At 67.3% G+C, this 14,001-nt stretch carries 13 protein-coding genes; 9 read left to right on the plus strand and 4 right to left on the minus strand.

Annotation, left to right across the window (positions count from 1 at the left end):
* Positions 1–134: 134 nt before the first annotated feature.
* Both ASG71_RS10015 and ASG71_RS10020 read left to right on the plus strand, forming a co-directional pair.
* A complete protein-coding gene (locus ASG71_RS10015) occupies positions 135–770 on the plus strand; it encodes a DUF6308 family protein (RefSeq protein WP_056738802.1) in 636 nt (211 codons plus the stop codon).
* A 668-nt stretch (positions 771–1,438) separates the two neighbouring features.
* A complete protein-coding gene (locus ASG71_RS10020) occupies positions 1,439–2,134 on the plus strand; it encodes a DUF6994 family protein (RefSeq protein ID WP_056738804.1) in 696 nt (231 codons plus the stop codon).
* 158 nt (positions 2,135–2,292) lie between these two features.
* Here the strand turns inward: ASG71_RS10020 and ASG71_RS10025 are convergent, their stop codons facing one another.
* Both ASG71_RS10025 and hisC read right to left on the minus strand, forming a co-directional pair.
* A complete protein-coding gene (locus ASG71_RS10025; protein WP_056738806.1) occupies positions 2,293–3,705 on the minus strand; it encodes an amino acid permease in 1,413 nt (470 codons plus the stop codon).
* Between the two features lie 55 nt (positions 3,706–3,760).
* A complete protein-coding gene (hisC, locus tag ASG71_RS10030; RefSeq protein ID WP_056738808.1) occupies positions 3,761–4,858 on the minus strand; it encodes a histidinol-phosphate transaminase in 1,098 nt (365 codons plus the stop codon).
* Between the two features lie 93 nt (positions 4,859–4,951).
* Here hisC and ASG71_RS10035 point away from each other — a divergent pair, with 93 nt between their 5' ends.
* From ASG71_RS10035 to ASG71_RS10050, 4 genes are all read left to right on the plus strand, one after another.
* The gene (locus tag ASG71_RS10035) at positions 4,952–5,455 is read left to right on the plus strand and encodes an Lrp/AsnC family transcriptional regulator (RefSeq protein WP_056738810.1); all 504 of its coding nucleotides are present in this window, start codon (positions 4,952–4,954) and stop codon (positions 5,453–5,455) included.
* Positions 5,456–5,576: 121 nt separating this feature from the next.
* On the plus strand, positions 5,577–7,250 hold the full coding sequence (locus tag ASG71_RS10040; protein ID WP_056738812.1) for a thiamine pyrophosphate-binding protein: 1,674 nt from the start codon (positions 5,577–5,579) through the stop codon (positions 7,248–7,250).
* Between the two features lie 35 nt (positions 7,251–7,285).
* Positions 7,286–8,230, plus strand: a complete 945-nt coding sequence (locus tag ASG71_RS10045) for a lipid kinase (RefSeq protein WP_056738813.1) — start codon at positions 7,286–7,288, stop codon at positions 8,228–8,230.
* A gap of 2 nt (positions 8,231–8,232) precedes the next feature.
* The gene (locus ASG71_RS10050) at positions 8,233–9,840 is read left to right on the plus strand and encodes an alpha-amylase family glycosyl hydrolase (protein ID WP_235564018.1); all 1,608 of its coding nucleotides are present in this window, start codon (positions 8,233–8,235) and stop codon (positions 9,838–9,840) included.
* Between the two features lie 96 nt (positions 9,841–9,936).
* Here ASG71_RS10050 and ASG71_RS10055 read toward each other — a convergent pair whose 3' ends face one another.
* On the minus strand, positions 9,937–10,317 hold the full coding sequence (locus ASG71_RS10055; RefSeq protein ID WP_056738818.1) for a VOC family protein: 381 nt from the start codon (positions 10,315–10,317) through the stop codon (positions 9,937–9,939).
* 247 nt (positions 10,318–10,564) lie between these two features.
* Here ASG71_RS10055 and ASG71_RS10060 point away from each other — a divergent pair, with 247 nt between their 5' ends.
* The gene (locus tag ASG71_RS10060; protein ID WP_056738820.1) at positions 10,565–11,320 is read left to right on the plus strand and encodes a DinB family protein; all 756 of its coding nucleotides are present in this window, start codon (positions 10,565–10,567) and stop codon (positions 11,318–11,320) included.
* Between the two features lie 137 nt (positions 11,321–11,457).
* On the plus strand, positions 11,458–12,528 hold the full coding sequence (locus ASG71_RS10065) for a glycerophosphodiester phosphodiesterase family protein (protein WP_056738822.1): 1,071 nt from the start codon (positions 11,458–11,460) through the stop codon (positions 12,526–12,528).
* A 98-nt stretch (positions 12,529–12,626) separates the two neighbouring features.
* Here the strand turns inward: ASG71_RS10065 and ASG71_RS10070 are convergent, their stop codons facing one another.
* The gene (locus ASG71_RS10070; RefSeq protein ID WP_056738823.1) at positions 12,627–13,046 is read right to left on the minus strand and encodes an ester cyclase; all 420 of its coding nucleotides are present in this window, start codon (positions 13,044–13,046) and stop codon (positions 12,627–12,629) included.
* A 318-nt stretch (positions 13,047–13,364) separates the two neighbouring features.
* On the opposite strand from ASG71_RS10070, the gene ASG71_RS10075 reads away from it, so the two are divergent.
* Positions 13,365–13,943, plus strand: coding sequence for a histidine phosphatase family protein (locus ASG71_RS10075; RefSeq protein WP_056738826.1), 579 nt, complete (start codon positions 13,365–13,367; stop codon positions 13,941–13,943).
* Positions 13,944–14,001: the final 58 nt, after the last annotated feature.

Genomic DNA, 14,001 nt, shown 5'->3' on the forward strand with positions numbered 1-14,001 from the left:
GCAACCCGTGCTGACGGCCGCGTTGCGCACATAGCGCCGGCCGACCGCCCGTTCACTGCGCCGAAGTCCAGTAACAACATAAAACTATGAACATAGCGGCCAAACACACCAGGCCAGACTTCAAAGGAGTAACAATGACGGCAAGGATTTCCATAGCGGGCCGCACTTTGTCCGAGCCGATGGCGACGCTTATCGACTACGGCAAACGGTACGCAGACACGCTGAAGAAGTACGACTTCGGAGACAAAGGAGATCCGAATATTCTCACCGCGGACGAGATCTGGATGACCCGAATCATTCACTCACGATTCTCTCGCGCCGAGCAGACGGAGTTGGAGAGGAAATCCTTGACTTGGAGCAAGTATTGGGCAGCAATCTCTCCAAGCGCCTGCATCGAAGACGCCGATCCAGCCAGTGATGACGGACTTTATGACGCGATGCAAGATCTCTACTCACTGATGACTGATCTGCGAGGAGTGGGTTGGGCTAAGGCATCAAAGGTCTTGCACTTCAAACGCCCAGACCTCTACCCCATCTTGGATTCGCGTCTGATGGATCTCTACCGAGTCCCGGCAGCCAATGCGGCACAACAATACAAGAAGCGCGGATTCAGAAGGATGTATTGGGCAGCCATCCGCAGCGACGTGATGTCTAACAAGGATAGTCTCAAGCAACTTCGCGAGGACCTGACCATGCAAGGCAACGAAGCCAGCCTGCTGTCGGCCCTCGGCGATCTACGTATCTTGGACATTCTCAGCTGGTCCCGTTGAGTAGGGAGAGACCTCTCGATTCAACACCTCACCAGGCCTGCCATTCTTTGTTGTGGAGTCGACCTCGAATTGGGATAAGGAAGCGGGTGGACCTACTATAGTGCTATCGAACATTCACCTTGGATCTAGGTGTTGGTGTTCGCTAGCTGCGAGTTTCGTAGCCGGTTCGATTCCGGGGCTGCCTCTATGGTTTTTCGTCATGGTTGTTGGTCTGCTAGTGGTTGCAGTGTTTTTCATTCCCTTCTTTGTTGCAAAAATCAGAGTCCTAACAAAACTTCTATCTAACAAAGTAAGCGCGGACGGAAAGGTGGTTATTATGGGGGTAATATCCTGTTTTGCCTACGATGCAATCAAGTCTCTGGTGAGCCTCAGCACCTAGATCCAAGGCGTCGTAGGACCGACACTGATCACCCCGGCGCGCCTCTATGGCGTTGCCCATTCACGCTTACCATGGCCGACTCGGCACAACAGACGGAAGAGGGCCCGTCCGGTCAGCCCGGAGGGGACGATTGCACCCACCGCTGAGCCTCGTCGGTCTGCGGTGTTTCCGGACTTTCAGGCCCGGCGGAGCCACGGAGCGACCACGTCCTCCCATGCCCTACGGCGAATGGCCCTGCGCTGTCGAGCCGCAACCGCACGATGTCGGCGGCTTCTGCTAGTTTCTGCTCATGGACGAGTTTGAAGACTTTGACGTCGACTATAACTTCTTCGACGACACACCGGAGGGCAAGGACCCCGATAGTCACAGCCGCACGCTCAGGCGGTACCACCAGCTCCTATGGAGCAAGCCGCTTCCTGACGGCCGACCGTTTGAGCTTCACGCGGGGCGAGCTCTCTTTCCCTATCTCGTGTACGAAGCGGATGGCACAAGAATTGTCCTTGGCAGCGACACAATTGCGACGCGGCATAGAAAGAAACTGCACCACCTCTATTCGCAGCTTCCGGACGAAGTGAATGACGCGTTCCTCCAACGCTCCTACACCATCTGCGGTTTCATGATCTTCCCGGTCTCACAGGGCAGCCTCAACCAGAATCGCGGCACTCATCCACGGATCCAAGATCGCTGGGATTTGACCCTGGAGGCGATTCGGCGGTTTTACGAGGGTGGCACGAGTCCTTTGACGTCGACCATGGATCGACATGCGGACTTCTTTGAGCTGTTCGGCTCTTTTGCCGGATACATCGAGCATTTTCATCTCGAAGACTTTGTAAACGCGGACGGCGCCGTGCGGTTCCTGCTTCCCTTCGAAGACTTCGAATCGCCCGCGCTGCCTTCCGATCTGCCGACCTACGCTCGCTACCGTTTGGACAGTTTGAAATTATTCGAGGCCCGCCGCCTGCGCATCCTGAAGGCGATCAAGTAGCGGCAAGGACAACTTTCAACCTTGCCACTATGCCCCTGCAACACTCCTCCGCACCAACCAGCGCCACCATGGAACCAGAACGGAAAGGGCGCGCCCGGTCAGACCGGACGCGCCCTCCGCGTGCACCGAACCCGCTAGCCGGGTCAGCAGCACCTGATTCAGTCGACGAACACCGGCTCCTTGGCACGCTCCGAGGATCCGACAACCGGCGCAACCTTCCGGTTCCGGTGATTCATCCAGTTCGCCACCGCCAGCAGCGCCACGAGGGCAAAGGTACTCAGGAGCTGGGGACGGGAATCCTCGCCAATGAAGCCCACCGTGAAGATCGCCGCGAGGATCACCAGACCAAACACCGTGAGCGCCGGGAAGCCGGGCATCCGCAGGGGAAGCTCGGTGCCCGCACGGTCTGCGCGGAGGCGCAGCGCGAGCTGGGCCAGGAGAGCGGAGGTCCACACCAGCAGGCAGGTCGAGCCCACGATGTTGAGCAGGACGGGAAGGACCATCTCCGGGAATGCCAGCTCCAGCACCACGGTGACGATGCCGAAGGCGACGCTGGCCAGGACGGCAACCACCGGGACGCGGGCCTTGGACACCGAGGCAAGCACGCGCGGGGCTTCGCCTCGCTCTGCGAGGGAGTACGCCATCCGGGACGCGCCGTAGAGGTTGGCGTTCAACGCCGAGAGCAGAGCGGCAACGGCCACCAGGGTGATCGCGGTGGCGGCACCGGGCATGCCGGCGGCGTCCAGCACGGCGGCGAACGGGCTCTTCAGCCCGTCCGATCCCACGGGGACCACGGCCGCGATAATGAAGATGGCGCCGATGTAGAAGACTAGGATGCGCCACAGCACGGTCCGGACGGCCTTCTTCACGCTGCGGGCAGGCTCGGCCGTCTCGGCGGCAGCGACGGACACAATCTCGGTGCCGCCGAACGCAAAGGCGACCACGAACAGCGCCGTCGCAATCCCGGCGAAGCCGCTGGGTGCGAAGCCCTCACCCCTGAAGTTGGACAGGCCCGGCGACTGCACGCCCGGCAGCCAGCCGAAGAGCAGTGCGAAGCCCACCAGCAGGAATCCGATGATCGCCGCCACTTTGAGCAGGGCGAACCAGAACTCGAACTCGCCGAAGTTCTTCACGCTGGTCAGGTTCACGGCCGTGAGCACGACAATGAAAATAAACGCCATCAGCCACACCGGCAGGGCCGGGAAGATCGTCGCCAGCAGGCCGGCCGCACCGAGCGCCTCTGCCGCGATGACCACCACCAGCTGGATCCACCACAGCCAACCGACGGTGGCACCGGCCACCGGGCCGTAGGCCTTGGCGGTGTAGACGGAGAAGGCGCCGCTGTCCGGGTTGGCGGCAGCCATCTCGCCGAGCGCCCACATCACCAGGATGATCAGGGTGCCGGCGACGAGGTAGGAGATCAGCACCGCCGGGCCGGCGGCCTGGATGCCGGCGCCGGAGCCGATGAACAGGCCCGCGCCGATCGCGCTGCCCAGGCCCATCATGGTCAGCTGCCGGGGTTTTAGGGCCGCGCCGAGCGCGCGGGCAGACGTCTTTGTCTGTTGTTCCATGGGTATTCCTCTGGTTGTAGGCGGAACGGAGTTAGGGATTGGGGTAAGTCAGGTGTCAGCCCGCGTGGGCTGCCAGGAGCCGGAGCACGCGGTCGTTGGCGGCGGGGTCGGCCACGGTGATGCGCACGCCGTCGCCCTGGTACCCGCGCACCAGGATGTCGGCGCGGTCGAACGCCTCCACCAGCGCCTCCCGGAGGGTGTCATCGGCACGGATCCACAGGAAGTTGCCCTGGCTGGGCTGCAGTTTCCAGCCCTGCGCTGCCAGCTCCGCGGCCATCCGAGCGCGTTCCTGCTTGACGGCCGCCACCCGGGATTCCATCTCGTCCCCGGCAGCCAGCGACGCGATCGCAGCTTTCTGGGCCAGCGCGCTCACGGAAAAGGGAAGGGCGGTGCGGCGCAGTCCCTCGGCGATGGCCGGCGCGGCCACGGCGTAGCCCACGCGCAGCCCGGCGAGCCCGTAGGCCTTCGAGAAGGTGCGCAGGATGCAGACGTTCGGGTACTGGCGGTAGAGCGCCAGGGAATCGGGGCCGCTGCCCGCTTCGGCGTACTCCACGTAGGCCTCGTCGACCACCACGAGGATGTCGGAACGGACGGACCGCAGAAACGCCTCGATGCGCTCGTGGCTGATCGGCACACCGGTGGGGTTGTTGGGGGTGCAGAGGAGGATCACCTTGGTGCGGTCGGTGACGGCCGCGGCCATTGCCTCCAGATCGTGGCCCTCGGCGTCGTCCAGCGGGATGCGGACCGGCCGGGCGCCGGCCAGCTCCACCAGGATGGGGTACGCCTCGAAGGAGCGCCAGGCGAAGATCACTTCATCGCCGGCGTCGCACAGCCCGGTAATAATCTGCTGGAGGACGCCGACGCTGCCGGGTCCCACCGCGATTTCCCCGGCGGTGACGCCCAGGTGCCGTGCCAGCCGTTCACGGAGTTCGACGGCGGCGCTGTCCGGGTAGCGGTTCATGGTTCCGGCCGCTTCGGTCACGGCAGCGGCGGCCGCGGGGAGGGGTGCGTAGTGGCTTTCGTTGCTGGCGAGGGCAGCAATGTCCAGGCCGGCGCTCCGGCGTCCCGGGACGTAGGACGGAAGTCCGGCCACCGCGCCCCGAAGGGCGGGAAGTGCTGTGGCCGGTGCGGTCAGGAGCTGATCAGAGGTCATGAGGACCGATCATGATTGTGACCCGCCGCACAATGCAAGATACCCTCATGCCAATGGGACTTCTGCTCAACTTCAACTGACTGCGGTGAAAATATGACCATGCCGAACCCTCGTGCCCTGGATTCCCTCGACGGCCGGATCATCCTGGCCATGGACAAGGATCCCGAGGCCAGCGCCCTGGCACTCTCGCGGACCCTCGGCGTCGCGCGGAACACTGTCCATGCCCGGCTGGCGCGGCTCGAGCGCAGCGGCGCCCTCCGGTCCTTCAGCCGCCGACTGGACCCCGCCGCGCTGGGCTATGAGCTCATGGCCTTCCTGTCGCTGTCCATCAGCCAGACCCGGACCGGGGCGGTGGAGGACGGGCTCGCCGCGATCCCGGAGGTCATCGAGGTGCACGCCACCACCGGGGATGCGGACCTCATGGCCAAGGTGGTGGCCCGCGGCACGGCCGACCTCTACCGCATCACCAACGAGATCCTGGGCATCGACGGCATCCAGCGGACCAGCACCGCGATTTCCGTGCTGGAACTCATGCCTCCGCGCTACGACGGCCTGCTCGCCCGGCTCTCTGAGCAGGACTCCCGCCCCGCCGACTAGGGCTCCTGACCCAAGGGCTTCGAGTGGGCAAATTTTCACTATAACCGGTGCTCTACTGCCAAAAATCCCATCGAGATTCGATGCTCTTGCCCATTCGTGACCCAGCCCACAAGCTTTCCGCATGACTACTCTCACCGTCTCGGGCCGCGTGGCGCAAGTTCTCGGCAGCTACCTCACCGACCTCTTCGGGGTCATGGGCAACGGCAACGTCCACTTCCTGGACGCCGCCGAGCAGCTGGGCCTCCGCTTCACCGCCGTCCGGCACGAGGGCGCCGCCATCGCCGCGGCCGACGCCTACTACCGGACGTCGGGTCGCCTCGCGGCGGGCACCACCACCTACGGCCCCGGCTACACCAACGCGCTCACCGCCCTGGCCGAGTCCGTGCAGGCGCAGATCCCCGTAGTGCTGGTCACCGGGGACGCCCCCACCACCGGCGCCCGCCCCCAGGACGTGGACCAGGCGGCCATCGCCGCGGGCCTGGGCGCGGCCACCTTCACCGTCACCCGCGAGGCCGCGGGTTCGATCACGCAGCAGGCGGTGGAGTACGCACTCACCAAGCGCACCGCCGTCGTGCTTGCCATCCCCTACGACCTCGCCGCGCTCGAAGCGGCCGATGAAGAGCTTCCGGCGCCATTGGCACCGGCCGTGCGTGACGACGTCGACGGCGGTCTGGAGCAGGTGGCCCGCCTCCTCGCCGGGGCGAAGCGGCCGTTGATCCTCGCCGGCCGCGGCGCCCATCTGGCCGGCGCAGGACCCGAGCTCCGGCAGCTCGCCGACCGGCTCGGCGCGCTGACCGCCGGTACCGCGCTGGCGCTGAACCTCCTCGAGGGCGACGGCTACCTCGGCGTCGCGGGCGGCTTCGGCACCGACACCGCGGCCGGGCTCATGGGCGAGGCCGACGTCGTCCTCGTGGCGGGCGCGAGCCTGAGCCCCTTCACCATGCGGTTCGGGCACCTGCTCGGCCCCGACAGCACGGTCATCCAGATCGACGCCGCCCTGCAGCCGACGCACCCCCGGGTGGACACGTTCGTCAGCGGGGACGTGAAGTCCGGGGCGGAACGCCTCCTGACGCTGCTGGAGGACCCGGCCGCATCGGCCGCCAGCCCCTCCGAAGCCTGGCGCGCGGAAGCCCGCAAGCGCCTGGCCGAGGGACCGGCCCACCACCCCGGCGCAGCGGAGACCCCGGACGGCCGGCTGGACCCGCGTTCCCTCGCTAAGGCGCTGGACGCGGTGCTGCCCGAGCGCCGCACTGTGGTCCAGGACGGCGGGCACTTCGTCGGCTGGGCACCCATGTACTGGCGCATCCCGCGGCCGCAGGACCTGGTCATGGTGGGCACGGCCTACCAGACCATCGGGCTGGGCCTGGCCAGCGCCGTCGGCGCAGCCCGCGCGGTGGAGGAGGGCCGCACCCTGGTGCTGGCCTCCGGTGACGGCGGTTTCCTGATGGGCCTGTCCGACCTCGAATCCGTGATCGGCGCCGCCCGCAGCGCCGTCGTCGTGATCTACAACGACGCCGCCTACGGAGCCGAAATCCACCAGTACGGGTCCCAGGGCCTGACCGAAAAACCCATGCTGATCCCCGAGGTGGACTTCAGCGGCGTCGCCCGGGCCCTCGGTGCCGAATCGGCGATCATCCGTTCGCTGGAGGACCTGTCCGCGCTCAGCGACTGGATCGACGCCGGCGCCAGGGGAACCTTCGTGGCCGACTGCCGGATCACCGCCAGCGTCCGGGCACCGTGGCTGAGCGAGTGGATGGCGGCCTCGCGGGCCGCCAAGGCGGCGGTGGCCAACTAAGGGAGTACACAGGTCCGCGTCCTAGCATGGTGTAAATGAAGACTGCCCGGGACGCACACTCTGCCGCCATTGTGATCAACGCCGGATCCCGCCGGGCAGCCTCACACGAACTAGCCGTGGAGGCGATGCGCAAGGCCGGCGTGCCAATCTCAGCCGTGCACCTCGTGCAGTCCGGAGCAGACCTGTCCGGGACGCTTGACCGGGTGCTTGCGGACGGGCATGACCTCGTGGTTGTCGGCGGCGGCGACGGGACACTTTCCTACGCCGCCGGCCGGGTTGCAGGCACCGACGTCATGCTCGGCGTGCTTCCGCTGGGCACCGCCAACGACTTCGCCCGCACCCTGGAGATACCGAACAATCTTGCCGAGGCGTGCGCCACCGTTGCCGACGGCAAGGTGGTGGACATCGACCTTGGCCGGGCTAACGGTGAACCGTTCCTCAACGTCGCATCCGTGGGTATCTCGGTGGCGGTTACCGAGGCGCTGAGCCCCCGCCTGAAGCGGTTCATCGGGCCGCTGGCCTACAGCATCGCAACGCTTCAGGCCTACGTCCGGCACAAGCCGTTCCGGGCCCGCCTCGAGTTCCCGGACAACGACCACGAGCCGCTGGACCTGGACGATCTGCTTCAGCTGGCGGTCGGCAACGGCAGGCATTACGGCGGCGGCAACACGGTCTCCCCCACCGCCGGGATCGATGACCACACCCTTGACGTCTACGCCATCCTGGCGGGGCCCCTGCGGGAGCACGTGAGCATCGCACGGCTGCTCAAGGACGGAAGCTTCATCAAACACGACCGGGTGTACCACCTGACCACCCGGCGGGTCCGGGTGGTCACCGACCAGCCCTTGCCGGTGAACCTCGACGGCGAGATCGCCACCACAACGCCCACCGACTTCACCGTCCAGCGCAATGCCGTCCACGTGGTGGTGCCCCAGGGCAGCACCACCGCAATGTTCGACGGTCCGGGTGCCAGCACATGAGCGTGTCGGAGGAAACCGCCCTGGCGCCGGCCGACTGGTGGGAGTCCGCGGTCATATACCAGGTGTACCCGCGCTCCTTCGCGGACGGCGACGGCGACGGCGTGGGCGACCTCGCCGGGCTCACCGCACGGCTGCCGTATATCGCCGAGCTGGGCGTCGATGGGATCTGGATGACCCCGTTCCAGCCCTCCCCGCAGGTGGACCAGGGCTACGACGTGTCCGACTACTGCGGCGTGGACCCGCTGTTCGGGACTCTTGAGCAGTTCGAGTCGTTGCTGGAGCAGGCGCACGCGCTGGGCCTGAAGGTGTTGCTCGACGTCGTCCCCAACCATTGCTCCTCGGAGCACCCGCTGTTCCAGGCGGCCCTGGCCGCCGGACCGGGCTCGCCGGAACGGGAGCTCTTCCACTTCGTCCCGGGACCCGGGGGAGACACTCCCCCGAACAACTGGCAGAGCGTGTTCGGCGGCCGGGCCTGGAGCCGCGCCAACCCCTCGTCCGAGACGGATCTCGACTGGTACCTGCACCTCTTCTCCGCCGGGCAGCCGGACTGGAACTGGCGCAACCCCGCCGTCGGAGACTACTTCGACGGCGTGCTGCGGTTCTGGTTCGACAAGGGCGTGGACGGGCTGCGCATCGACGTCGCGCACGCGCTGTTTAAGGCCGAAGGGCTTCCGGATTCGCCCTCGGAGGGCGGCGTGGTGGACGGGCTGCGGTCCAACCCGCAGGTCTCCGACCAGGAGGAAGTCCACGACGTGTACCGCCGCTGGCGCACCCTGGCGGAGAAGTATGAGCCGCACCGGCTGCTGGTGGGCGAGGTCAACCTGGAACCGGCCCGCGCCGCCCGCTACACCCGGTCGGACGAGATGCAGCAGGCCTTCGCGTTCGCGTTCGTGAAACTCGGCTGGGATCCGGAGGCGTGGGCCGCCGTCGGCAACGAGCTCGAAGCCGCCCGCCTGCTGCATGGTGCGACGCCGACGAGGGCGTTGGAGAACCATGACATTGTCCGCGCCGCCACCCGGTTCGGCGGCGGCTCGGTTGGCGCGGCGCGTGCCCGCGCGGCGCTGGTGGCCCTGCTGGGCCTGCCCGGCCCGGCGTACCTGTACCAGGGCCAGGAGCTCGGGCTGCCCGAGGTCGATGTGCCAGTGGAGGCGCGGGTGGACCCGATGTGGGCGCGCGGCGGAGTCTGCCGCGACGGCGCCCGCGTGCCGTTGCCCTGGACAGAGGACGCCGGCCGCAACCACGGCTTCTCGCTGGCCGGTCCGGCTGTTGCCTCGGAGCCCTGGCTCCCCCAGCCCGCGGGGTGGGGAGCCCACGCCGTCGAACTCCAAGAGCAGGACCCGGCGTCTGCGCTGAACCTCACCAAGGCCGCGCTGGAACTGCGCCGGACGCTGTGGCGCGACGAGGTCTTCACCGCCGCCGACGGTGGCACCTGGCGCGTCGAGCCCGGCAACCTGCTGGTCTGCGAACGCAACGAGCAGTTCCTGGTCGCCGTCGCGATGGGCGATGAACCCGTGCAGCTCCCGGCCGGGAGGTTGCTGCTCAGCGCCGCCCCGCTGACCGAGGACGGATGGCTGCAGCCGAACAACGCCGCCTGGATCCTGCGGGGCTGAGTCTCCCCGTCTCCGAACGGGCTCGTTGCCCTATCACTTGTTGTCGTTCTCAGCCCCCATAGCGACAACAAGTGATAGGGTATCGCGGTGGCTGGGCTACGAACGCTGGGCGATGTTGATGATGTTGCCCTCGCTGTCCAGGAACCAGGCGGCCTTCCCCCAGTCGGCGGTGGCCACGCCGTTATCGGTCTTCAGGCCGGGGAAGTCGTAGTCCTCGAAGACGACGCCGCGGCCGCGCAGCTCCGCCATCTCCCCCTCGAGGTCCGCTGTCTCCCATCCCATCTGGGTGTTCTTGGCCGTGCCCGCGTTGTCCGTCTGGTAGAGCAGGAACCGGGTCCCCTGGCCGCAGGTGTACATCACCGTGCCCTCCTCCATCGACTCGGAGGGTTCGATTCCCAGCTTGTCCCGGTAGAACGCCTTGGCCCTGTCGATGTCCTTCGCGGGCAGGACGGCCATGATGCTTGCGTTGTTGAGCATGATGCTTCCAATCTGTGCGTTGATGTTCGCAATGTTGGCGTTGCTCCCCCCCGGTGCCGGTCCCCGGAACCCGGGTCCGGCCGTGGCCGCCGCGCGCGCCGGGCGGAGGCAGCCACCTGGGACACGTCCACGCCGCGCCACCCGTCCCGGCGCAGGGGGTCCCCGAAGCTTATGAGGCCATTATGGACCGGCCCGACGCGGGGAAACAGGGGTGCGCGGCAGCAGTTGCCGTGGCAGAGTGGCGGCCATGGCAGCCTTCGATCACACCGATAATCTGCAGGGCGCGACCTTCACCGATGTGGACCTGCGGGGCGCCCGGTTCGTCCGCTCGGTCCTCTCCGGCGCGGTGCTGCGCGGGGTGGACGCGGCCGGGGCGGACATCGATGCGCCGTGGCTGGTTGGGGACGGGAGCACGCTTCTCGTCAACGGCGTCGACGTCGTTCCCTTCGTTGAGGCCGAACTCAACCGTCGCTTCCCCGGCCGGGAGCAGCGCCGCGCCCAGGACCCGGACGGGCTGCGGGAAGCGTGGGCCGTGCTCGAGGGCACGTGGCAGGCAACGGTTGAGCGGGCCGCGGCGATGCCGGCCGGAACGGTGGATGTCTCGGTTGACGGCGAGTGGTCCTTTGCCCAGACCCTGCGCCACTTGGTGATGGCCACCGACACGTGGTTCCGGAAGGCCATCTTGGAACTCGACCGGCCGTACCACCCGGCCGGGCAGCCCCACGCGGAGTACGAGACCGACGGGTACGACCTGTCGGTCTTCGCCGCCGCCCCGCCGTACGCGGAGGTGCTGCAGGTCCGGGCCGGCCGGCAGGCGATGGTCCGGGAGTACCTCGCCACGGTCACCGAGGAGGAGCTGTCCGCCCGGCGCCGCAACCCGTGGGCCCCGGAGGTGCCGGTGACGGTCCGCTCCTGCCTGCACACCATCCTCAACGAGGAGTGGGAGCACCTGCGCTACGCCGTCCGCGATCTGGACGCCATTGAGGGCCTCCACCACACTTAGGGCGGTGGTAGGCTCCGCACGGAGGCAACTGTTCACCCGGGGTCCAGCTCCCCGCACACGGCAATCCATCTGGCCTACCTAGGGTGGTCGGGTTGCCGGCGGAGGGCCGGTATCCGTCAACGTGAGGAACCATCACCATGCCTTCAGTTATGACTGCAGCGGCCGCCGCCGCGCTCATCGCCTCCCTGGCCGGCCCCGCCGTCGCCGCCTCCACCAGCGACGCCGGCTCCGCGCCGTCGTCGACCGCTCACGGCAGCGCCGCCTCCGCGGTCAAAACCAACGAGCGCAACGGATCCTTCGACCTCCAGGCACACCGCGGGGGCCGCGGCGAGTGGACCGAGGAGTCGCTGGCCGCCTTCTCCAACTCGCTGAAGCTGGGCGTCAGCACCCTGGAACTGGACACCCACCTAACCTCTGACGGAAAGATCATCGTCTGGCACGACGACACCATCCAGACCGACAAATGCCAGGACACCGCGCCGGCCGCGCCGGGCGACCCCGCCTTCCCCTACGTCGGGGACCGGGTCGCCGACCTGTCGCTCGCCCAGATCAAGACGCTGAACTGCGGGTTTACCCAGCTCAAGGGGTTTCCGGAGCAGGACGTCATCGAGGGCAACCGGATCGCCGAACTCCAGGACCTGTTCCAACTGGTGCACGACGCCGACGCCAAGAAGGTCCGCTTCAACATCGAGACGAAGGTGGAGGACGGTAAAGCCGGCGGCGAAGGCATGGTGGCCCTGACCAAGGCAGTGGTTGCCGAGATCCAGAACTCCGGCATGGCCGACCGCAGCACCGTGCAGTCGTTCGACTGGTCCTCGCTGAACCTGACCAAGCAGCTTGCCCCGGAGCTCCCGCTGGTTGCCCTCTCCAGCGGCGACGCCTGGCTCCAGGTCGGCCAGCCCGGCGCCAGCCCGAACCTCGGCGGCATCGACATCGACACCTACGGCGGGTCGCTCGCCAAGGCAGCCGCCGCCCAGGGCTACGACGCGATCTCCCCCACGTTCCGCTCCGTCACGCCCGGCATGATCGCCGACGCCCACCAGCTGGGCCTGCCGGTCATCCCCTGGACGGTCAACACCACCGCCGACATGAACCGGCTGATGGACCTCGGCGTGGACGGCATCATCACGGACTACCCCACCCGCCTGCGCGGCGTGATGGAAGAACGGGGGCTGAAGCTTCCGAAGGCCTACGCGCCGACAGCGTAAAGCGCGGGTTCACCCGAGGGCAAGACGACGACGGCGGCCGGTCGGGCCGCCGTCGTACGTTTGCGCCGTGCAGCGGGTAGCGCCGCTACTCAGCCTGCTCAGGCGACGGGCACCGCGCCGATCTGCCGCATCAGCGTGAGGTTGTCCGTGGTGCCCCAATGTTCGGCCGCCTTGCCGTCCTCGACGCGGAGGATGTCGGTGGCGTCGAACTCCACGCTCTTGCCCGTCGCCGGGATGCCAGCCATGTCGCCGCGGTGGGTCCCGGTAAGGACCACGTGGCAGGCTTCCATGTTGCCGGTGCTCATCGAGGAATCGATGGCTTTGACTTTGATGTCCGGAAACGCCGACCGCATGGCATTCACGAAAAACCTGAGCCCCTCCCTGCCGTCGGGCTGCCCCGGCATGCCTTCCTCGTGCTCGACGTAATTCTCCGTCGCCAACTCGTCAACGAGCGCCAGGTTTCCGTTCTCCATGACGTCCTTGTAGAACCGCTCAAGCAACCCAATGCCTTCCGACATCTTCTGCTCCTTCAGGTCGAGAGACCGAATGTGGATCCCCCAGGCTTGGCGGCCGGCGGCCTGCTGCACGCCTCGGAGCCGACGTCGAATCCGAGGTTTTGGGGCGGCGCACGGCACCGGGAACCGCTGTGCCTAAGTGGTGAGGAAGGGGCGAAACGCCTCCTAAGGCTGAAAGTAATCCGGCGCTTCGAGGGTGTCAATACGCCCGGGGTACTGCGGCTTTTGCGGTGTCGACGGCCCCGGTGTGAGCGGCGGCGAAGCGGCCGCAGGGCCTCGCCCGGTTCCCGGGTCCGGGCCGGTCGAGGGCAGAATGGAGCCATGACCCTTACGACCTTCGCCCTCATCCGCCATGGCCAGACCGACTGGAATGCGGAGCGCCGGCTCCAGGGGTCTACGGACATTCCGCTGAACGACGTCGGCCGCGCCCAGGCGCGGGACGCCGTCGCCGCCCTGTCCGGGTATCGGTGGGACGCGGTCGTCTCCTCCCCGCTGAGCCGCGCCGCGGAAACCGCGGACCTGATCGCCGCCGGCCTCGGCCTCAGCGTCGCCCGCCGCATCCCGGAGCTCGCCGAACGTTCCTACGGGCCGGCGGAGGGCATGACGGACGGCCCGGAACTGGACGAGCTGCGCATCCCCAACGGTTTCCGCGGCGCCGAAAGCGAAGAGGACGCCGCCGAGCGCGGGTTGGCCGCGTTGGAGGCCCTGGCCGAGGAGTACCGCGGCGGCCACGTCCTGGTGGTGGCCCACGGTTCGCTGCTGCGGGTCAGCCTGAGCCGCGCCGCCGGCCGCAGGCTCGACAGCGTGGAGAACGCCGTGCTGAACCTTGCACACCACCACCCGGCGGACGGCTGGAACCTCGAATACTTCAACGGCGAGCGGCTCAGCGCCGTCGTCTGAGCGCCGCCGTCTCAGCTCTGTCGTCCGCGGGGGACTCCCCCGGCAATTCGCCCGGCGT

Origin of the sequence: Arthrobacter sp. Soil763, assembly GCF_001428365.1 — a bacterium.
Lineage (GTDB): Bacteria > Actinomycetota > Actinomycetes > Actinomycetales > Micrococcaceae > Arthrobacter.